The sequence below is a fragment of the Agrococcus sp. ARC_14 genome, assembly GCF_022436485.1.
Taxonomy (GTDB): Bacteria; Actinomycetota; Actinomycetes; order Actinomycetales; family Microbacteriaceae; genus Agrococcus.
On the sequence record NZ_JAKUDO010000001.1, the window covers coordinates 266,307 to 286,373 of the forward strand.

Genomic DNA, 20,067 nt, shown 5'->3' on the forward strand with positions numbered 1-20,067 from the left:
CGTGGCCGAGCCGCTTACACTTGCCAGCATGCTGTCGGCAGGTCGCCTCGCGCGACGGCGCGCGACCGCGTGCGCCGTCGTTGCGCTCGCGACGGCGATCGTGGCGGCTCCTATGCTCGCTCCCAGCACCGCCAGCGCCACCGGCCAGCCCGACGAGACGACCGATGCAGCACCGCAGCTCCGCATCGCTCCTGTCGACCCGCTGCTGCAGGACGGCGAGGGCATCGAGGTGGAGCTCACCATCGACAACCAGAGCTCCTCCCCGACTGCCGCCACGTCGGTCGACCTGCTGCTGACCTCGCAGCCGATCGGCACGCGCTACAGCCTCAGTCGCTGGTTCGACGGCGAGGCGTTCCTGGCGAGCTCGGTCATCGCGACGGTGAACGTGCCCGCCGTCGACGCTGCCGACAGCGCCACCGTGCGCACCGAGGTCGACGCCGAGGCGCTCGGGCTCGACGGCCGGGCCTGGGGCCCCTACGGCCTCGCCGCATCCGCCCCGGAGTTCGGCGGCGCCACGAGCGTGGTCGTGCGCGATGAGCCCGGCGAAGCGCAGCCGACGACGCTCGCGCTCGCAGCGCCGATCGACTCGGGGATCGGGGACACCGGCCTGCTCGACGCAGACCAGCTCGAGGAGGCGACCGAGTTCGGCGGCAGCGCGCGCACGGCGCTCGACGCCGCGATGGGTGCGGGGGCGACCCTGGGCGTCGACCCGGCGTTCGGTGCCAGCGCTGCAGCGCTCGGCGACCAGGCACCGGAGTCGGCCGACGCCTGGCTGTCGCGCGTCGACGAGCCGGAGACCTATTCCCTGCTCTACGGCAACGCCGATCCGCTCGCTCAGGTGCGCGCCGGGGCCTATCCCTTGGAGCCTCTCGGCATCCCTCGTGAGGACGACGACCCGCTCCCCGCTGACACCGGTGCCGTGGGCGATGCCGGTCACGTGTTCGACGCCACGGAAGCGGTCGTGCAGCAGGATGAGCTCGCTTCGCTGGCCGGCGCAGGCACGGTGGTGCTCTCCACCGCCATGCTCGACGAGGAGCTCGGCGGCGCCACACCGAGCGCCAACGTGAGCGTCGGCGGCGTCGAGGTGCTCGCCGCAGATGCGCAGCTGCAGGAGCTGATCCACGCGGCCGCGACGTCCGACGGCGTCGCAGCCGCCGACGTCCGCTCCCAGGTCGTCGCACTGCTGGCCACCATCACCCGCGAGCGGCCGAGCGACCCCCGCACCCTCGCCGCGATGCTGCCCGAGGCGAGCCGCGGCGACGTCTCCGCGCTGCTCGCCGATCTCGCTGAGGCGCAGTTCGTCGACACTGCGGGGCTCGACGCCGCGCAGCAGACGGGGCCGCGCGAAGCGACGCTGGTCGAGACCGACGACCCGCAGCGCAACGCCGGGGCCGAGCTCGTCGTCGCCGCACTCGAACAGGAGGCAGAGGTCTCCCGCATCGCCACGATCGTCGACGAGCCCGACACGCTGCTGGCAGAGCTGCGCCTCGCACTCCTCGCGGCGCTGCCCACCGCCGGGCGCGAGGTCACCGAGGCAGACCGGCGTGCGATCGAAGGCTTCGGCGCCAGCATGAGCGACGTGCGCACCGCCGTGCAGCTCGTCGCCGGCAGCCCCATCCGAGCGGTCGGCGAGAGCGTCGGGCTGCCCGTCACGATCAGGAACGATCTGGATGTGCCGGCCAACGTGGTGCTGTCGGTGCGGCCGACGAACGCCCTCGTGAGCGTGCCGGAGCCCGAGGTCGAGGTGACCATCGCGCCCACCAGCGAGCAGCGTGTGCAGGTGCCGATCGACGTGGTCGGCACCGGCTCGCTCTTCGTGGTGGTGCAGCTGCACACGCCCGATGGCGTCCCGCTCGGCCAGATCCAGTCGCTCAGCGTGTCGGCGCAGCCGACCATCGAGGTCGCCGTCGCGTGGACGCTCGGCATCGCGGTCGCGCTACTGCTCGGCTTCGGCATCTTCCGCTCCATCCAGAAGCGGCGCCGCGGCGAGACCCGCGGTGACCTCGACGACCTCGCGCCGCGCAGCCAGCAGGACGAGGCTGCGAACCCGATCCCGGAGGAGACTGCGTGAACGCAGGCAGGGCGAGCGCGATCATCGCCTCGGGCACGATGGTGTCCCGACTGCTCGGCTTCGTGAAGATGGCGATGCTCGCCTGGGCGATCGGCCAGGGCGGTTCGCTCGCCGCAGAGGCCTTCGGCCTTGCGAACCAGCTGCCGAACAACATCTACGCGCTCGTCGCCGGCGGCGTCATGAGCGCCGTGCTCGTGCCGCAGATCGTCAAGGCGTCGAAGGCCGCGGATGGCGGCGAGTCCTACGTCTCGAAGATCCTCACGCTCGGCGGCACGGTCTTCCTGCTGCTCGCGATCGTCGCGACCATCGCAGCACCGCTCCTGGTCAACGTCTACGCGGTCAGCGCGGGCGAGAACGGCACGGGGTTCACGGACGAGCAGATGGCGCTCGCCGTCGCCCTCGCCTATTGGTGCATGCCGCAGATCCTCTTCTACGCGATCTACACGCTGCTCGGCGAGATCTACAACGCACGCGGGCAGTTCGGCCCCTACACCTGGGCTCCGGTCGTCAACAACGTGGTCTCGATCGCTGGCCTCGGTGCCTTCATGCTGCTGTTCGGCGGCGAGGCGGTGAACAGCGACATTGCTGTGTGGAACCCGGATCGCATCACCCTGCTCGGCGCCGTCACCACCGCCGGGGTAGCCGTGCAGGCGCTGGTGCTGGTGCTCTTCTTCCGCAAGACCGGCCTCAAGTTCAGGCTGGACTTCGGATGGCGCGGAGTGGGCCTCAAGGCGACGGGCACGGCCGCGATGTGGTTGTTCGGCATCGTCATCATCGGCCAGATCAAGGGCATCGTGCAGTCGCGCGTCGCGTCGCTGGGCGAAGTCGCCAACATCGCCACGATGCAGAACTCCTGGTACGTGTTCTCGCTCCCCCACTCGGTCATCGCCGTCTCCATCGCGATCGCCTACTTCACGAGCATGTCGCGGCACGCGAGCGAGTCGAACATCGCCGGCGTCCGCCAGGATCTCTCCTCGGCGCTGCGTGGCGTCGGCATGCTCACGACCATCTCGGCCTTCATGCTCGCCGTCGTCGCGGTGCCGTTCGCACGCATCCTCGAGCCCAGCTTCGACCTGATGCTCTCGATGGCCTGGGTCATCTGGGCGTTCCTCGTCTGCCTCGTCGCCTTCAGCGCCGAATACGTCATCCAGCGGGTCTTCTTCTCCCTGGGAGACACCCGCACGCCGTTCATCTATGCCTGCTTCGGCATGTTCATCACGTTCGGCCTGCTCTGGTGGGCGTCGACGCTTCCACCCGTCTGGATCATTGCCGGAACCGCGCTGGCGGTCTCCGGTGCCAACCTCATCTCCTGCGCGGTCTGGCTCGTCCTGGTGCGGAGGAAGATCGGTCCCTTCGGCTTCAAGCTCATCGGCCTGCGGCATGTGCAGTACCTGGCATACGCGCTGGTGGCGGCCGCAGCTGGCGCTGGGACCGTCTGGGCGCTGGGCGGCTACCGCGCCGGTGGGTTCGGCACCGTGAACGTGACCGGCGCGGTCGCCACCTGCATCGCGGCCGGCATCGTCATGGCCCTCATCTACTTCGGGCTCCTCTACCTGACGCGCAATCCGGACTTCCGCGCCACGGTCGACATCGTCGTCTCGAAGTTCCGCGGCGGCCGCGGCGACGGCGGCAAGGGCGGCGCCGCACCCGACGTCCCCGACGGCACCGACCCGGTCTGAGCCTGCGGCGGACGCCTCCCACTGCGCGCGCACAAGCACGACGTCTAGCATGGCGGCCAGGTCGGGGCGGATGCGTCCCGTCCGTCGGGCAGACACCGCCAGGAGGCAGACATGACACGTCCGCTCATCCGCATCGCTGGTCCGCTGCTCGTCGGCGCACTCGCCGGCGTCGGCGCCATCGTCGCCAGCACGCTCACGCGCGAGCGGAAGCAGCACGAGCTCACGGCGGCGCCCAGACCGCTCGCGGTCGAGGGCTGGTGGTCGTCGGATGCTTCGTCGTCGCTCGCGCACGCGCACCCTGCAGTGCTCATCGTCGACGCCGACACCGCACGCCTGATCGACTCCTGGGATCGACGCATCCGCGACCGCGTGCAGCGACCCGTGGTGCGCAGGACGCCCGAATGGCCTGCCGGCGGCCTCATCGTCGTCGACGCAGCGACCGGCGACCTGCTGACCGTGGTCAGCGAGCACGGTGTCGGCCAGCCACGCGGCCAGGGAATGCCGGCGACCTAGAATCGGTTGTCCCAGAAGGATTCCGCCACGAACCAGGAGGCCTCGTGCACGACGTCATCATCATCGGCTCCGGACCGGCCGGCTACACCGCAGCCATCTATGCGGCCCGCGCCAATCTGCAGCCGATCGTGCTCGCCTCGAGCGTCGAGATGGGCGGCGACCTCATGACCACGACCGAGGTCGAGAACTTCCCCGGCTTCCCCGATGGCGTGCAGGGTCCCGACCTGATGTTCGCCATGCAGCAGCAGGCCGAGAAGTTCGGTGCGGATGTGCGCATGCAGGATGCCACGGAGCTCGAGCTCGACGGCGAGGTCAAGCGCATCCACGTCGGTGACGACGTGCTCGAGACGCGCACGCTGATCTTCGCCACCGGCTCCGCGTATCGCAAGCTCGGCATCGCGGGCGAGGAGCCGCTGTCTGGCCACGGCGTCTCCTGGTGCGCCACCTGCGACGGCTTCTTCTTCAAGCAGAAGCAGCTGATCGTGGTCGGCGGCGGCGACTCGGCCATGGAGGAAGCGACCTTCCTCACGAAGTTCGCCGACAAGGTCACGATCGTGCACCGCTCCGAGAGCTTCCGTGCCAGCGAGGTCATGCTGGAGCGCGCTCGTCAGGACGAGAAGATCGAGTTCCTGATGAACGCGGTGGTCGAGGAGATCAACGGCACCGAGATCAATGGCACCGACCAGGTCTCGGGCGTCACGCTGCGCGACACGGCCTCTGGCAGCACGTGGGAGATGCCGATCGACGGCGTCTTCGTGGCGATCGGCTCCGACCCGCGCACGCACCTGGTGCACGGCAAGCTCGACTTCACGAGCGAGGGCACCATCGCGGTCGATGGCCGCAGCTCGCGCACCTCGGTCTCCGGCGTCTTCGCCGCGGGCGACGTGATCGACCCGACCTACCGCCAGGCCGTCACGGCAGCCGGATCCGGCACCGTCGCCGCGCTGGACGCCCAGCACTACCTGGCCGCGCACGCCGTGCCGGCACTCGTCACCACCCCTACGGAGGCAGCACTGTGAAGGAAGTCACCACCGCATCGTTCGAGCAGGACGTCCTGCTCGCGGACAAGCCCATCGTCGTCGACTTCTGGGCAGCCTGGTGCGGCCCCTGCCGCGCGGTCAGCCCGATCCTTGAGCAGATCGACAGCGAGTCGGACAAGCTCGACGTCGTCAAGGTGAACGTCGACCAGGAGCCCGATCTGGCGATGCGCTACAACATCACCTCGATCCCGGCCATGAAGGTCTTCAAGGGCGGAGAGGTCGTGCACGAGCTCATCGGTGCGCGCCCGAAGCCCGCGATCGAGCAGGAGCTCGCGGCGTTCCTCTGAGCGACGCCAGAAGGCCCCGAGGATGCGTCCTCGGGGCCTTCTGCTGTCGGCATGCGGTTCAGTCCGCTGCGGGCTCTCCTGCCGCGCCGAACCCCTGCTCCCCCAGCTGGCCGAGGATGCGGTTGAGGTCGGCCACGGTGGCGAAGTCGATCGTGAGCTGACCCTTCGAGCGGCCGAGCGCGACGCGCACGCGAGTGTCGAGGCGGTCCTCCAGGCGAGCGGCGATCTCGTCGAGTCCGTGCTGCAGCGCCCCCTTCGTCGGCGTCGTGCGCGGGCTGCGCGTCTGCACGAGGCCCGCCGCCGCCTCGGCCGCGCGTACTGAGAGATCCTCATTGACGATCTTCGCCGCGAGCTGCTCCTGTGACTCGGGCGTCGAGAGCGACAGGATCGCTCGCGCGTGGCCGGCGGAGAGCACACCGCTCGCGACGCGGGTCTGGATGGGCTGCGGCAGCTTGAGCAGGCGGATCGTGTTGGAGACCTGCGGCCGGCTGCGGCCGATGCGCTTCGACAGCTCGTCCTGCGTGATGGAGAAGTCCTCCATCAGCTGCTGATACGCGGAGGCCTCTTCGAGCGGGTTGAGCTGCGCGCGGTGCAGGTTCTCGAGCAGCGCGTCGCGAAGCATCGCGTCATCAGGGGTGTCCTTGACGATCGCCGGGATGGTCTCGAGCCCTGCGCGCTGGCTCGCTCGCCAGCGCCGCTCCCCCATGATGAGCTCGTACTTGGTGCCGTCCTCCGCTGGCGTCGCGGGGCGCACGACGATCGGCTGCAGGACACCGAACTCGCGGATCGAGTGCTCGAGCTCGCTGAGGTCGTCCTCGTCGAAGACCATGCGCGGCTGGTTGGCGTTCGGACGGATGGAGCCGGGCGGGACCGCCAGCAGCGTTGCGCCGGGCACCTCGAGCAGCTCCTGGCTGTCGTCCTCGCCGGAGAAGAACACATCGACCGGCCGCGCCCCCGGCTTGGCAGGGCGACGACGCCGTGCCGGCGACGCGGTCTCGGAGCCTGCCTCGTCGGGCACCTCCGTCGCTGTCGCTGCGGGCGTGGGGGTGGTCGGGATGAGCGCGCCGATGCCGCGCCCGAGTCCTGCCTTCTTGCTCATGCCGTTCCTCTGCGTGCGATCTCCGCCGCTGCCTCACGGTATGAGAGCGCGCCAGGAGAGTTGGGGTCGTAGGCGATCACCGTCTGGCCGTAGCCAGGCGCTTCAGAGACTCGCACCGAGCGCGGGATGACCGACTCGAGTGTCTGCTCCGGAAAGTGTGCGCGCACCTCGTCGACGACCTGACGCGACAACAGCGTTCGGCCATCGAACATCGTGAGGATGACGGTGGTCACCAGCAGCTTCGGGTTGAGGTGCTCCTGGATGCGGCCGATGGTGTCGAGCAGCTGCGTGACCCCCTCGAGCGCGTAGTACTCGCACTGGATGGGCAGCAGCACCTCGCTCGCGGCGGTGAAGGCATTGATGGTCAGCAGCCCGAGCGACGGAGGGCAGTCGATGAAGACGTAGTGGGGAGGCTCCTCCACCGAGGAGAGGTGCGCGTCGAGCGCCTCGCGCAGACGGTGCTCCCTGCGCTCCATGCCAGCGAGCTCGAGGTCGGCGCCGGCCAGGTGGATCGTCGCCGGAACGACCTGCAGCAGCTTGCTCTGCGGGCTGATGGCGATCGCGCTGCTCAGCGGCTCGCCATCGATGAGCACGTCGTAGGTGCTCGCGACATCCGCGTGGTGGTCGATCCCCAGTGCGGTGGATGCGTTGCCCTGCGGGTCGAGGTCGAGCACGAGAACTCGCGCGCCGCCCTGCGCCAGCGCTGCAGCCAGGTTGACGGCGGTTGTCGTCTTGCCGACGCCGCCCTTCTGGTTGACCACCGTGAAGATCCGGGTGCGCGCAGGGAGTGGCAGATGCTGAGACGAGAGCGCCTGTCGACGTCGTGCCATCGCCGCCAGTTCGCGAGCGATCGGGGTCGTGTCGAACTTTCCCGTGGTCACGCGTGCCTTCCTGGTCGATGTTTCACGTGGAACATCGTCGTGTGCGCGACGAACAGCACGTGGGGTGTGAGACCCCTAGTCTGGCCCGCCATCGCTCAAACGCAAAGTCGGAGACAGGCCGATTCTGCGTTCTCTGGGGCCATGCCGCCCACACAGAGTTATCCACACCCCTGTGGACAACAGTGTTTGCATTGGTCGCACCTCAACTGCAACCTGAAACCTGTGGGGTACACCCGATTACCCGCGTGATTCCGCGGAATCCGCGTCTCGCTGGCACGCCGCCGGCCGTCGACGCGCTGAATGCCCGCGCCCGGTTATCCACAGCTCTCCACAGGCGGGGCCGGTTCTGCCCATGGGTTACAGCATCGCGTGACGCGACGTGCACCACGATGTCTTTGGCGAAATCGAGACCTGATCACCTCAGCCGCGAGTGACGACGCGGTGTAGCTTCCACCGAGTCTTCCTTCTCGTCGCCATGGCGCATGGTCGCGACACTGGTGTGAAGCGCTCCAGTGGATGTTTTACGTGGAACACCTAACCAAGCCAACAGAACGCTCATCCGCGCAGTTGCCGGCCCCCGCGCGCACGTTCTCGCCGCCGACTCTGGGCTCTCTGATTGCTGCGGGAACCCATGACCACGTCGGGATCCCCGGGCCGGGGGCGACCAGGGGCGTGATCAAAGCCTCGCGACGCGCCGGTGCTGCATGCACACAGTCGCGGCTGTGGAGACCCGGGGACGCGGCGATCTCGATCGAGCGTATGTTTCACGTGAAACCTATGGATCGACTCCGACCTCCTGCACCGTGTCGCACCATCTGCGCCGATACTGCGCACTCACTCAATCTATGCGCGCCGCTGCCGCGCCACGCGTGGGTAAGTCATCGATGTTTCACGTGGAACATTCCGGCGCTCGGAGCGCGCGAACTGTTGCGCGCACCACCCGCCACCGGGATTGGATGCGCGCGAGCTTCGGCTCCCGTCGCAGAGATGCTTCGGCTCCGTGGCAACCGTCAAACCGGCTCTGGCGTTGGAGGAGCAATCCTGAGAACCAACACGAGCAGGAGGCATATGGCGCTGCGCCGGCGGAGGGCGCAATGCCGGGACAGGTGGCCCAGAGTCGTGGCATCGGCCCACGCGTGACCCGGCAAGCGTGAGCCTCACGACAAGAGCCCGTTGTCGTGCCCTGCGCCGTCAGAGTCCGGTCGCCCATCCGAGGCGCGATGTTCCACGTGAAACACTGCGGGCGGTGTAGGACCCGACCCACACCGCCCGCGCATCCACGTCACGAGAATCAAGGATCGACGACTGCGCGCACCACGCGAGTCAGCTCGAGTCCGTGCTCGACGCCCAGCTCAAGCACCTCGACGTCCTGCAGCCTGTGCCTCCGGATCACCTTCTGTGCCGCGGCGATCTCGTCCTCAGCGCGGCCGCCCTTCATCAGCACAAGCTGGCCACCGCTGCGGACCAGGGGAGCGGTCAACGGGATCAGGGTGCGAAGCGCCGAGACAGCACGCGCCGTCACCTGGTCGAGCGGCTTCAGGGCGCTTGACCCGGGCAGATCCTCGGCCCGCGCGCGCAGCACCGTGACGTTGTCCAAGCCCATCCGATCCACCTCGGACTGGAGCCAGTCGGTGCGCCGCTCCATGGGCTCGATGAGCGTCAGTGACACATCCGGACGGGCGATCGCGAGCACGAGCCCGGGCAAGCCTGCGCCGGAGCCCACATCCCCGACGCGACCGCGGAGCAGCGGCGCCAACAATGCTGAATTGAGAATATGTCGACTCCACAGCTGCGGCAGCTCGCGAGGCCCGATCAGGCCGAGCGTCTCGCCGTGCGCTGCGAGCGACGCCGTGTACGAGCGAGCCAGCTCGATGCGGTCGCCGAACAGCGCAGTGGCTGCAGCAGGCTCGCCCTCGACGGCCGGGGGAGTGGAGTCGGTCATCGCCTCAAGCGGGGAGCACGACGATGTGGCGGTCCTGGGCTTCGCCCTCGGACTCGCTCGAGAGCTCACGCTCGCGGATGAGGTCATGCACCAGCTTGCGCTCGTACGACGACATCGGCTGCAGCGGCACGCGCTCGGCACCGCCCGCGATCGACGCCGCTGCACGATCCACGAGGGCCTGCAGCTCTTCCGCGCGTGCATCACGGGAACCCGCGACATCGAGCACAAGACGTGAGAACTCGCCGGTCTGCTGCTGCACCACCAGCCGCGTCAGCTCCTGCAGCGCCGACACGACGTCGGGGGTCGACAGCCCGCCGAGCTCATCGCCGGTCTCGCCGACGACGATGGTCGTGCGTGCATCCGTCTGCTCGATCTCGATGTCGCCATCCAGATCGGCGATGTCGAGGAGGCCCTCGATGTAGTCTGCGGCGATCTCGCCCTCATCGGGGGTCGTCTGCTCGTCCTGCACCGATGTGTCCTGATTCGTCATGCTGCTCAGTCCTCTTCTCGCGCAGACTTGGGCCGCTTCGACCTCGGCTGATTCCGCTGCGTCTTCGTGTCGATCTCGGGCGTCGGCTCCGCCGCATCCGCGTCGTCGGCAGCCGGCAGGCCCATGCGCTGGCGCCTGCGGGCAAGGCGCGCCTCACGTGCCAGAGCGGCCTCGGAACCTGGCGTCGGCAGCTTGTTGATGATGATGAGCTGCTGCACCAGCGTGTAGATGTTGGAGACCAGCCAGTAGAACATCGTGCCGAGCGGGAACAGCCAGGCGGAGACGAGCAGGAACACCGGGATGATGTACAGCAGGATGCGCTGCTGCTTGTACATCGGCGACTCCTTCATCGCCGGCGTCTGGTTCTTCGTCATGATCTGCAGCTGCGTGTAGAACTGCGTCGCGCACATGATCACTGTGAGGATGATCGCGGTGATGATCACGGGGATGCTGCCGGTCTGGAAGCCCGCCTGCATCGTCATGTGCAGCGGCACCACGTCGAACAGCGTCGAGCGACTGAAGAGCGTGGCGAGCTCGACCGTGAGCAGGCCGACACCGGGCTTCTGCTGGTTCGCGTCCGTCAGCACCTGCACCAGGCCGAGGAAGATCGGCATCTGGATCAGCAGCGGCAGGCACGACGCGAAGGGGTTGGTCCCGGCATTCTTGTACGCAGCCATCGTCTCGCGCTGCATCGCCTCGCGAGAGAACTGATCCTTCTTGCCCTTGTACTTCTTCTGGATCCGCTGGATCTCAGGCTGGATCTCGAGCGACTTGCGCGACGAGACGATCTGCCGAACCGTCAGCGGGATCATCGCGCTGCGGATCACGAGCACCAGGCCCACGATGGAGAGCACCCAGGTCAGGCCTGAGCCGTCACTGAAGCCGATCGCGGTCCACAGCGTGTGGAAGCCGACGAGGATCGCCTCGATGACCCACTTGATGGGCCACATCAGCAGGGCGAAGATGTCCAAGCTGTCACTGCTCCTTGCGGGCGAGCACGAATCCCACCCGAGTCGTTGCGAACCGCTCACGCGGTTCTGGGATGTCGTCGACCCCGCCTGCCGCCCACGGGTGGCAGCGGAGGATGCGTCGAACACCGAACCAGATGCCGCGCACCACCCCGTGCTGCTGGATCGCCTGCATGGCGTACTGGGAGCAGCTGGGGTAATAGCGGCACACGTCGCCGTAGAGCGGTGAGATCACTGCCCGGTAGGCGACGAGGATCGCGACGCAGATGTTGCGCGGCAGGAGCCAGAGACTCTTCACCGACGCACCAGCAGCGGCGCGATGCCGGCACTCAGTGTAGCGAAATCGGCCGTGCCCGCCGCTGGGAGCGCGCGGATCACGATGTCGGAGGTCTCGATGTCGCCGAGCTCGGCGCGCACGATCTCGCTCAGACGGCGCTTCACACGATTGCGGATCACGGCGTTGCCGACCTTCTTGGAAACGATGAACCCGAAGCGGGCGACTGCCGCTTCGGGTTCCGTGCGGTGCACCACCGCGAGCTCACAGCCCGCGCGACGACCGGTGCGGACGATACGACGGAAGTCGTCTCCGCGCACGATCCGGTTCGCCTTCGCGAGCACCTCGGTGCTACGCCGAGAGCTCGGTGCGACCCTTGCGACGGCGCGCAGCGAGGATGGCGCGACCGGCACGCGTGTGCATGCGGAGGCGGAAGCCGTGCTTCTTGCTGCGACGGCGGGTGTTCGGCTGGAACGTGCGCTTGCTCATGGTGTTCTCCCGTGGTCCGGCGCTCACCGCGCCGCAAGTCATGGTGGCGAGCCAACGGGCTCGACGATGCGCCGCACTGCGGGCGCGGCAACCTGACGAGCATACGCGAACCGGGCCCCGGGGTCAACGAGGACAGACTGCGATTCACGCCACGCCGAGCGTGTGACATCGGGACTTGCACGCGATGCACTATGCGTGCAGACTCTATGAATCCGCGCCGCGGCAGGTGCCAGGGGCACCGCTCAGGGCGGTCCTCTCTTCCCCAGCAACCTGTGGATAATGGTGTGGACACCACCCGTCACGCGACTGCTCGCGGAGAGGAACCGCACCCGATGGCCCCGGACGACAGCACCGGACAACTCTGGTCCTCCGTCCTGGCGACCCTCGAGACCGACAGTCGCATTCCCCTCTCGTTGCGCGGATTCCTCGACCTGGTCGAGCCGCAGGGCGTGATGGGGAGCGTGCTCTACCTCGACGTCCCGAACGACCTCACGCGCGACATGCTCGAGCAGCGACTCCGCCTTCCCGTCACGGAAGCGCTTGTGGAGAACGCTGTGGAGATCTCCCAGTTCAAGATCGTCGTGAACACCGAGCTCGAGCGCGAAGAGCCGCTGCCCGACCTCATCGACGACCCCGACTCAGAGCCGATCGTGGCGAAGGTCACGAGCTACGAACGGGATCCTGGCGAGACGAGCCAGCGGCGTGTCGACTCGCGCCTCAACCCGAAGTACGTGTTCGACAACTTCGTCATCGGCGGATCGAACCGCTTCGCGCACGCCGCAGCGCTCGCTGTCGCAGAGACGCCGGCGAAGGCCTACAACCCGCTGTTCATCTACGGCGACTCGGGGCTCGGCAAGACCCACCTCCTGCACGCGATCGGCCACTACGCCGAGGGCATGTACCCCGGCATCCGTGTCCGCTACGTCTCGAGCGAAGAGTTCACGAACGACTTCATCAACTCGATCGCCAACAACCTGAACCAGTCGTTCCAGCAGCGCTACCGCGAGGTCGACGTGCTGCTCATCGATGACATCCAGTTCCTGCGCGGCAAGGAGTCGACGCAGGAGGCGTTCTTCCACACCTTCAACACGCTGCACGACCACAACAAGCAGGTCGTGATCACCTCGGATGTCGCGCCGAAGCATCTGCAGGGCTTCGAGGACCGCATGGTGAGCCGCTTCGAGTGGGGCCTCATCACCGATGTCACAGCGCCCGACCTCGAGACCCGCATCGCGATCCTGCGCAAGAAGGCGGAGGCCGAGCGGATCCAGATCCCGGCGGAGGTGCTGTCGGTCATAGCCGAGAAGGTGCAGTCGAACATCCGTGAGCTCGAGGGCACGCTCATCCGCGTCACCGCGTTCGCGAGCCTCAACCGGCTGCCGGTCACGATGGAGCTGGCCCAGACGGTGCTCAAGGATCTCTTCTCGTTCGACGAGGAGGCGCCGGTCTCCCCGAGCGACATCATCAGCCACACCGCTGCCTACTTCAAGCTCACCGTCGACGACCTGCACGGTTCATCTCGATCGCAGACCATCGCGCTCGCCAGGCAGATCGCCATGTATCTCTGCCGCGAGATGACGAGCATGTCGCTGCCGAAGATCGGCCAGCTGTTCGGCAACCGAGACCACACCACCGTGATGTACGCGAACAAGAAGATCGAGAAGCTCATGCAGGAGCGCCGCTCGGTCTACACGCAGGTCACCGAGCTGACCGCTCGGATCCGGCAGCGCGCGGGCGCTTGAGGGAGAGGCCATTTCTGGCCTCTTCCGCGCCTGCTAGCGCCGACGCCCGTCTCGGGCGTCGGGAAACCGTTGCATCAGCGAGCCCGTCTCGGGCGTCGGGGACCGTCGCATCCGGCAACCGTCATCTCGATATGCGCTCCGCGCTACTCGATGACCGTCGGAGGAGCAGGCGGATCGCAACAAAAGTCTCAACGTGCACTTCATGTGATTCGACCTGTGGAGAGAGGCGTCTGCCTGTGGACAACGGGACGCAGCCTGTGAGCGGCATCGCATGACACATCCGACGCCCTCCACCGAGGTGGGGATGCGCGTCAACAGTCGCTCTACAACTTCCACGGTTGTAGTTCCCATGGCCCGAGCCGCGACAAGCCCCGGGTTCCACAGGTTGCACAGAGGTTATGAATAACAGGTTTGATGAGAAGAGGATTGGGCGAGCTGCCAACCATGACCGGCTGCGGTCCGAAGGGGTGCCGGGCCACGGATCCCCAGGCTGTGCCAGAATCGACACCGCCGTGCACGCTCTGCGACACGACATTGTCTTGCGACGCCACGAGCGCCGAAGGATCTGCTCAGTGAACGAGGGAGACCCGTGAAGTTCGTCATCAACCGCGATGTCTTCAGCGATGCCGTGTCGTTCGCCGTCAAGCTGCTGCCGCAGCGGCCGACGATGCCCATCCTCAGCGGCGTGCGCATCGAGTCGACACCCGACGGCGTCGTGTTCTCATCGTTCGACTTCGAGTCGTCGGCGCGCACCTCGGTGCAGGCGGATGTCGAGTCCGAAGGCGTCGTGCTGGTCTCCGGCAAGATGATGAGCGACATCGCGGCGAAGCTGCCGCAGCGCGAGGTGCGCATCGAAGACGATGGCACCAAGGTGCAGATCCGCTGCGGCAACGCGAACTTCTCGCTGGCGAAGATGCCGCTCGAGGAATACCCGACGGTGCCGACCGTCGAGGGCCGCACGGGTGTCGTCGAGGGCAAGGCCTTCGCAGAGGCGATCGGGCAGGTCGCGATCTCCGCTTCGCGTGAAGACGTCACGCCCGTCATCACCGGCGTGCAGCTCGAGGCATCCGACACCACGCTCACCCTCATCGCGACCGACCGCTACCGCGTCTCGGTGCGCAGCATCCAGTGGGATGCAGGTGCGCAGACGGATGCGATCACATCGCTGGTGCCGGCCCGCACCCTCACGGAGGTGGGTCGCACGTTCGGCGGCGCAGAGCGCATCGAGATCACGATGAGCGAGGCCGGGGAGCGGCAGCAGATCGCGTTCTCCACCGCTGACCGCACCGTCACGAGCCTGCTCATCAAGGGCAACTACCCGCCGGTGCGCCGGCTCTTCCCCGAGACCGCCGACCACCACGCAGTCGTCAGCACCTCAGAGCTCGTGGACGCCACTCGTCGCGTGCAGCTCGTGCTCGACGCCGAGGCGGCCATCCGCTACACCTTCAGCGAGGGGCAGGTGCAGCTCGAGGCGATCGGCTCCGAGCAGGCGCAGGCCTCCGAGATCATCGATGCCGTGCTCGAGGGCGACGACATCGTGCTCTCCATCAAGCCGCAGCTGCTCATCGACGGCATCCAGGCGACGCACTCCGAGTTCGTGCGCGTCTCCTTCACGCATTCGGAGAACACGAACAAGCCCGGCCCGATGCTGATCCGCGGGCAGACCTCCCGCGACGACGCCGAGGCGACCGACTTCAAGTACCTGCTGCAGCCCAACCTGCTGCTGCGCTGATCCACTCAGCTTCGCGACGAGGGAGCACCATGACGACGCACATCGGACTGATCGGCCTCGGCAAGATGGGCGGCAACATGCGCACCCGTCTGGAGCAGGCCGGCATCGAGGTCACGGGCTACGACACCAATCCCGAGATCAGCGATGTCGCGACCGTCGACGACCTGATCGCGGCGCTGCCGGCGCCCCGCGTCGTGTGGGCGATGGTGCCGGCAGGCACGATCACGGATGCTGTGGTCACCGAGCTGGGGCAGAAGCTGTCGGAGGGCGATCTCGTCATCGACGGCGGCAACTCTCGCTTCACCGAGGACGAGCGCCACGCAGCGCAGCTGGCCGAGCGAGGCGTGCGCTTCGTCGACGTCGGGGTCTCCGGCGGCATCTGGGGGCTGGAGAACGGCTACGGCCTGATGGTCGGCGGCGAGCGCGCAGACATCGAGGAGCTGATGCCGGTGTTCGATGCGCTGCGCCCTGAGGGCCCGCGCGCGGAGGGCTTCGTGCACGCCGGCAAGGTCGGCGCCGGTCACTACGTGAAGATGGTGCACAACGGCATCGAGTACGGCCTGATGCAGGCCTACGCCGAGGGCTTCGAGCTGCTCGAGCGCAAGGATCTGGTCGAGGATGTCGCCGGCTCGTTCAAGGCGTGGCAGCGCGGCACGGTCGTGCGCTCCTGGCTGCTCGACCTCATGGTGCGCGCCCTCGACGAGGATGACGACCTCTCGGAGATCGAGGGCTACGTCGACGACTCGGGAGAGGGCCGCTGGACGGTGGAGGAGGCGATCGCCAACGCGGTGCCGATGCCCGCCATCGCTGCCTCGCTCTTCGCTCGCTTCGAGTCGCGTCAGGACGACAGCCCCGCCATGAAGGCGGTCGCCGCGCTGCGCAACCAGTTCGGCGGTCACGCGGTCAAGCAGGTCTAGATGCGCGTCAGTCGGCTCGCGCTGACCGACTTCCGCAACTACCGGACGGCGGACGTCGAGTTCGCGCCGGGCGCCAATCTGCTCGTCGGCCGCAATGGCCAAGGCAAGACCAACATGGTCGAGGCGCTCGTCTGGATCGCGACGGGCTCGAGCCATCGGGTGCCGACGGATGTCGCGCTCGTGCTGGCCGGGGAGCAGCAGGCGATCGTCCGCTGCACGGTCACGAACGACGAGCGCTCCTTCCAGCTCGATGTCGAGCTCAACGTGCGCGGCGCCAATCGCGCGCAGGCCAATGGCCAGACCGTGCGCATCCGCGATCTGCCGCGCTACCTGCAGGCGGTGCTGTTCAGCCCCGAGGATCTGCAGCTGGTGCGCGCCGACCCAGGTGGTCGCCGCCGGTTCCTCGACGAGCTCGCGGTCATGCGCTCGCCGAGGCTCGCGGGCGTGCACAGCGATCTCGACCGGGTGCTGAAGCAGCGCAACTCGCTGCTCAAGAGTGCCAGGGCAGCCCGCCTGCGCCCGGACGAGCTGACCACGCTCGAGGTGTGGGACGGCCGGCTCGTCGAGCTCGGCCTCGAGGTGATGCGCACGCGCACGGCGCTCGTCGCCGAGCTCGCCCCCCACGTCGACGCCGCCTATCGTCTGGTGGCCGGTGACGAGCACGAGGCGCGCATCAGCCTGGTCACCAACGTGCCCGAGACGCCCGAGGCGTTCACGGCCCTGCTCGCCGAGCGCCGGCGCGACGAGCTCGACCGCGGGGTCAGCCTCGTCGGGCCGCATCGCGACGACCTCGAGCTGCACCTCAACGAGCTGCTCGCGCGCCACTACGCGAGCCACGGGGAGTCCTGGTCGTTCGCGCTCGCCCTCCGGCTCGCCTCCGCCGAGCTGCTCCGCGACGGCTCCGGCGGCGACCCGGTCATGATCCTCGACGACGTGTTCGCCGAGCTCGACGCCGGCCGGCGCCAGCGGCTCGCCGAGGCCGCCGCTGGGTTCGAGCAGGTGCTCATCACGGCAGCCGTCGAGGAAGACGTGCCGCGCGCCCTGCGAGACCACCGCATCCGGATCGACGCTGGAGCGGTCGTCGAGGATGGGCCGGACGACGAGCGCGAGGCGGTGCCTGATGCGTGAGCTCGCAGCCACGGAGCCGGAGCGCGTGTGGCTGCGGCTCAAGGCGAAGATGGGCAACCCCGACATGGTCACTCGCGACGGCCGGCGCCGCACCAAACGGGATCCGGGTGCGTCGGTGCCGTTCGGCAAGGGCCGCGACCCGCGAGGGCTGGGGGATGTGCTCGCCACCTTCGCAGAGGATCGCGGCTGGGTCGCGACGCTCGCCCGCGCTGATGTGATGGTGCACTGGCCGGAGCTGGTGGGGGAGGACAATGCCGACCGCACCGAGCCGATCTCGTTCGAGGGGGGTGTGCTCACGGTGCGCTGCGCGTCGACGGCGTGGACGCAGCAGATGCGCATCCTGCGCGCCGAGACGACGACGCGCATCCTCGCCCGCTTCCCGGACTGCGGACTGGAGACGGTGCGCTTCATCGGGCCGGATCTGCCGAGCTTCCAGCGCGGACGGCGCTCGGTGCCGGGGCGGGGGCCGCGGGATACGTGGGGTTGAGCCTGCGGCGGCTACGCTGTCTGACACCTGCCTCAAGGAGGAGACATGCCCAGGCCATCGCGCACCCACGACGCCGTCGACCAGCTGCTCGACGCGATCATCGACGGCGCGCTCACCGCAGGTGAGCAGCTGCCGCCCGAGGGGCAGCTGGCCATCGAGTTCGGCGTCTCACGCCTCACCATGCGCGAGGCCGTGCGGCTGCTGCAGGCGCAGGGCGTCATCGTGCAGGTGCCCGGCAGCCGACACCGCATCGCCCCGGTGTCGGAGTGGACCGGCATGGATGCCGTGGTGCGGCACGCACGCAGCGCCGGCCAGCGCCGCCGGTCGTCGATCGAGCTGCTGGAGGTGCGCATGATGATCGAGACGGGCGCCGCGCAGCTCGCCGCCGAGCGCCGCACCGCCGAGCACCTCGCGACCCTCGAGTCGGCGCTCGAGCAGATGACCGCGCACCACGAGGCGGATGCCGTCGAGGCCTTCGTCGCCGCCGACCTCGTCTTCCACGACACCGTGCTGCGGGCGGCCGAGAACCGCATCCTCATCGCGGCGATGCTGCCGCTGACCTCGATGATGGCCGAGACGCGCGGCGAGACGAGCGCGGTGCCGCAGATCCGCGAGCATGCGATCGTCGACCACCGCAAGGTGCTCGACGCCATCCGCTCGGGCGTCGCGGTCGATGCTCGCGACGCGATGTCGCACCACATGCAGCAGACGCAGGACGACCTCGTCTCGCTCGTGCACGACTAGGGTCCGCACGAGCGGGTTGACAACCCAGGGCACCGTCTCCGAAGATATCTGATATCCGATCGCGCGCCTCTGCCGATCCCGTGGACAAGGGAGTTCTCGTGCACATCGATGCGCTGCTGGCCGGCATCCCGGCGCCGCTCGACATCCCGGCGAGCGAGGTCGGCGCCGCGATGCCGGACGATCTCGTGCTCATCGTCCTCGACGACGACCCGACCGGCACGCAGTCGGTCGCCGGCCTGCCGGTGCTCACCCGCTGGGAGAGCGACGATCTCGACTGGGCACTCGCGCAGGGCTCACCTGCGGTCTACGTGCTCACGAACTCGCGCTCGCTGAGCGAGGAGCACGCAGCAGCGCGCAACCGGGAGATCGTCGCGGTCGCCGTGGCCGCCGCTGCGCGCGCCGGCCGGCGCGTCTCCTTCGTGAGCCGCAGCGACTCGACCCTGCGCGGGCACTTCCCGCTCGAGACCGACGTCCTGCGCGCGGCGGCGGCGGAGCACGGCGGGGAAGCGCCGCACCTCACGATGCTGGTGCCCGCATTCCCGGACTCGGGCCGCATCACGGTCGACGCCGTCCACTACTGGGTCGTCGACGGCGAGGCCACGCCCGTCGGCGAGACGCCCTTCGCCGCAGACGCCACGTTCGGCTACCACTCGTCCGATCTGCGGGACTGGGTCGAGGAGAAGACCGGGGGACGGGTCGTTCGCGAAGAGGTCGCCGCCCTCACCCTCCGCATCATCCGATCGGGGACGGATGCGGTCGTCGCGTTCCTCCGCGCGCTGCCGGCCGGCAGCGTGGTCGCCGTCGACACGGTCGAAGAGACCGACATGCGGCAGGTCGCGCTCGCGCTGCATGCGCTCGACCGCGAGGGCGTCACGGCGCTGCTGCGCATCGGCCCGCCCTACCTGCGCGCACACATCGGCCAGCCGATCGCCGAGCCGATCACCGCCGACCGGATCGACTTCGCCAACGAGCGCGGCGGCCTCGTCGTCGTCGGCAGCCACGTGCCGCTCACGACGGCGCAGCTCGGAGCGCTCATGGTCGACAGGCCTGACACGGCCACGATCGAGCTCGACGTGCGCTCGCTCATCGACGAGCGTCGCGATGCGCACCTGACGGCGCAGGCGGATGCGGTGGCCCGCGCGATCGAGCGCGGCACGGTCATCGTGCACACGAGCCGCGAGCTCGTCACCGGTCGTGACGGCGAGGAGAGCCTGGAGATCGCGCGCCAGGTCTCGGCCGGGCTCGTCGAGCTCGTCGCCCGCGTGCTGGCGCTGACGCCTCCGCGCTTCGTCATCGCGAAGGGCGGCATCACCTCGAGCGACGTCGCCTCCGAGGCGCTGGAGATCCGTCGCGCGCAGGTCGTCGGCCCGATGCTTCCCGGGATCGTCTCGCTCTGGCAGCCGCAGGTCGGCCCCGCCATCGGCATCCCCTACGTCGTCTTCGCCGGCAATGTCGGCACCACCGAGTCGCTCGCGCTGGTGGTCCGCACGCTCGCCGACTGAAGCCTCCGCATCCGGCATCCTTCTGAGCGGGGGATCGTCACCGATTCTGAACCGGCCCACGGAGGCCTGTGGAGGCATCCTG

Annotated in this window: 20 protein-coding genes; 12 read left to right on the forward strand and 8 right to left on the reverse strand. The window is 68.4% G+C overall.

All coding sequences use genetic code 11. The features are described 5' to 3' along the window. Positions 1-28: 28 nt before the first annotated feature. The 5 genes from MKD51_RS01355 (at position 29) to trxA (ending at position 5,590) form a co-directional block, all read left to right on the forward strand. Positions 29-2,071 (forward strand): DUF6049 family protein, encoded by a 2,043-nt coding sequence (locus MKD51_RS01355; protein ID WP_277603902.1) that lies wholly within the window; start codon positions 29-31, stop codon positions 2,069-2,071. Further along, the gene (murJ, locus tag MKD51_RS01360) at positions 2,068-3,750 is read left to right on the forward strand and encodes a murein biosynthesis integral membrane protein MurJ (RefSeq protein ID WP_240237289.1); all 1,683 of its coding nucleotides are present in this window, start codon (positions 2,068-2,070) and stop codon (positions 3,748-3,750) included. Before MKD51_RS01355 ends, murJ begins: the two co-directional genes overlap by 4 nt. A gap of 111 nt (positions 3,751-3,861) precedes the next feature. After that, positions 3,862-4,263 (forward strand): hypothetical protein, encoded by a 402-nt coding sequence (locus MKD51_RS01365; protein WP_240237291.1) that lies wholly within the window; start codon positions 3,862-3,864, stop codon positions 4,261-4,263. 44 nt (positions 4,264-4,307) lie between these two features. Then, entirely contained in the window at positions 4,308-5,282 is a 975-nt protein-coding gene (gene trxB, locus MKD51_RS01370; protein WP_240237293.1) for a thioredoxin-disulfide reductase, read from the forward strand. Then, positions 5,279-5,590, forward strand: coding sequence for a thioredoxin (gene trxA, locus MKD51_RS01375; RefSeq protein ID WP_240237295.1), 312 nt, complete (start codon positions 5,279-5,281; stop codon positions 5,588-5,590). The genes trxB and trxA overlap by 4 nt, the downstream gene beginning before the upstream one ends. Positions 5,591-5,648: 58 nt before the next feature. On the opposite strand, the gene MKD51_RS01380 is transcribed toward trxA, so the two are convergent. From MKD51_RS01380 to rpmH, 8 genes are all read right to left on the reverse strand, one after another. Continuing rightward, a complete protein-coding gene (locus MKD51_RS01380) occupies positions 5,649-6,689 on the reverse strand; it encodes a ParB/RepB/Spo0J family partition protein (protein WP_240237298.1) in 1,041 nt (346 codons plus the stop codon). Continuing rightward, positions 6,686-7,519, reverse strand: a complete 834-nt coding sequence (locus MKD51_RS01385) for a ParA family protein (RefSeq protein ID WP_240240792.1) — start codon at positions 7,517-7,519, stop codon at positions 6,686-6,688. The genes MKD51_RS01380 and MKD51_RS01385 overlap by 4 nt, the downstream gene beginning before the upstream one ends. Before the next feature lie 1,342 nt (positions 7,520-8,861). After that, positions 8,862-9,512, reverse strand: a complete 651-nt coding sequence (rsmG, locus tag MKD51_RS01390; RefSeq protein WP_240237300.1) for a 16S rRNA (guanine(527)-N(7))-methyltransferase RsmG — start codon at positions 9,510-9,512, stop codon at positions 8,862-8,864. Between the two features lie 4 nt (positions 9,513-9,516). Further along, entirely contained in the window at positions 9,517-10,002 is a 486-nt protein-coding gene (locus MKD51_RS01395) for a R3H domain-containing nucleic acid-binding protein (RefSeq protein ID WP_240237302.1), read from the reverse strand. A gap of 5 nt (positions 10,003-10,007) precedes the next feature. Continuing rightward, positions 10,008-10,973, reverse strand: coding sequence for a membrane protein insertase YidC (yidC, locus tag MKD51_RS01400; RefSeq protein WP_240237303.1), 966 nt, complete (start codon positions 10,971-10,973; stop codon positions 10,008-10,010). 4 nt (positions 10,974-10,977) lie between these two features. Next, positions 10,978-11,268, reverse strand: a complete 291-nt coding sequence (gene yidD / locus MKD51_RS01405) for a membrane protein insertion efficiency factor YidD (protein WP_240237305.1) — start codon at positions 11,266-11,268, stop codon at positions 10,978-10,980. Continuing rightward, positions 11,265-11,588, reverse strand: a complete 324-nt coding sequence (gene rnpA / locus MKD51_RS01410; RefSeq protein WP_240237307.1) for a ribonuclease P protein component — start codon at positions 11,586-11,588, stop codon at positions 11,265-11,267. The genes yidD and rnpA overlap by 4 nt, the downstream gene beginning before the upstream one ends. Positions 11,589-11,595: 7 nt before the next feature. Then, positions 11,596-11,733 carry a 50S ribosomal protein L34 gene (gene rpmH / locus MKD51_RS01415; RefSeq protein ID WP_240237309.1) on the reverse strand — a complete coding sequence of 46 codons (138 nt, stop codon included), beginning with the start codon at positions 11,731-11,733 and terminating at the stop codon, positions 11,596-11,598. A 332-nt stretch (positions 11,734-12,065) separates the two neighbouring features. On the opposite strand from rpmH, the gene dnaA reads away from it, so the two are divergent. The 7 genes from dnaA (at position 12,066) to MKD51_RS01450 (ending at position 19,985) form a co-directional block, all read left to right on the forward strand. Then, positions 12,066-13,475: a chromosomal replication initiator protein DnaA gene (gene dnaA / locus MKD51_RS01420; protein WP_240237317.1), complete on the forward strand. Its 1,410-nt coding sequence runs from the start codon at positions 12,066-12,068 to the stop codon at positions 13,473-13,475. Between the two features lie 589 nt (positions 13,476-14,064). After that, positions 14,065-15,207, forward strand: a complete 1,143-nt coding sequence (gene dnaN / locus MKD51_RS01425; RefSeq protein ID WP_240237319.1) for a DNA polymerase III subunit beta — start codon at positions 14,065-14,067, stop codon at positions 15,205-15,207. A gap of 29 nt (positions 15,208-15,236) precedes the next feature. Continuing rightward, entirely contained in the window at positions 15,237-16,124 is an 888-nt protein-coding gene (gene gnd / locus MKD51_RS01430; RefSeq protein WP_240237321.1) for a phosphogluconate dehydrogenase (NAD(+)-dependent, decarboxylating), read from the forward strand. Further along, a complete protein-coding gene (gene recF / locus MKD51_RS01435) occupies positions 16,125-17,252 on the forward strand; it encodes a DNA replication/repair protein RecF (RefSeq protein WP_240237323.1) in 1,128 nt (375 codons plus the stop codon). Next, positions 17,245-17,739 carry a DciA family protein gene (locus MKD51_RS01440; protein ID WP_240237325.1) on the forward strand — a complete coding sequence of 165 codons (495 nt, stop codon included), beginning with the start codon at positions 17,245-17,247 and terminating at the stop codon, positions 17,737-17,739. The genes recF and MKD51_RS01440 overlap by 8 nt, the downstream gene beginning before the upstream one ends. A 45-nt stretch (positions 17,740-17,784) precedes the next feature. Continuing rightward, complete coding sequence (locus tag MKD51_RS01445) at positions 17,785-18,483, forward strand: FCD domain-containing protein (RefSeq protein WP_240237327.1); 699 nt, start codon at positions 17,785-17,787, stop codon at positions 18,481-18,483. A gap of 80 nt (positions 18,484-18,563) precedes the next feature. After that, the gene (locus tag MKD51_RS01450) at positions 18,564-19,985 is read left to right on the forward strand and encodes a four-carbon acid sugar kinase family protein (RefSeq protein ID WP_240237329.1); all 1,422 of its coding nucleotides are present in this window, start codon (positions 18,564-18,566) and stop codon (positions 19,983-19,985) included. Positions 19,986-20,067: the final 82 nt, after the last annotated feature.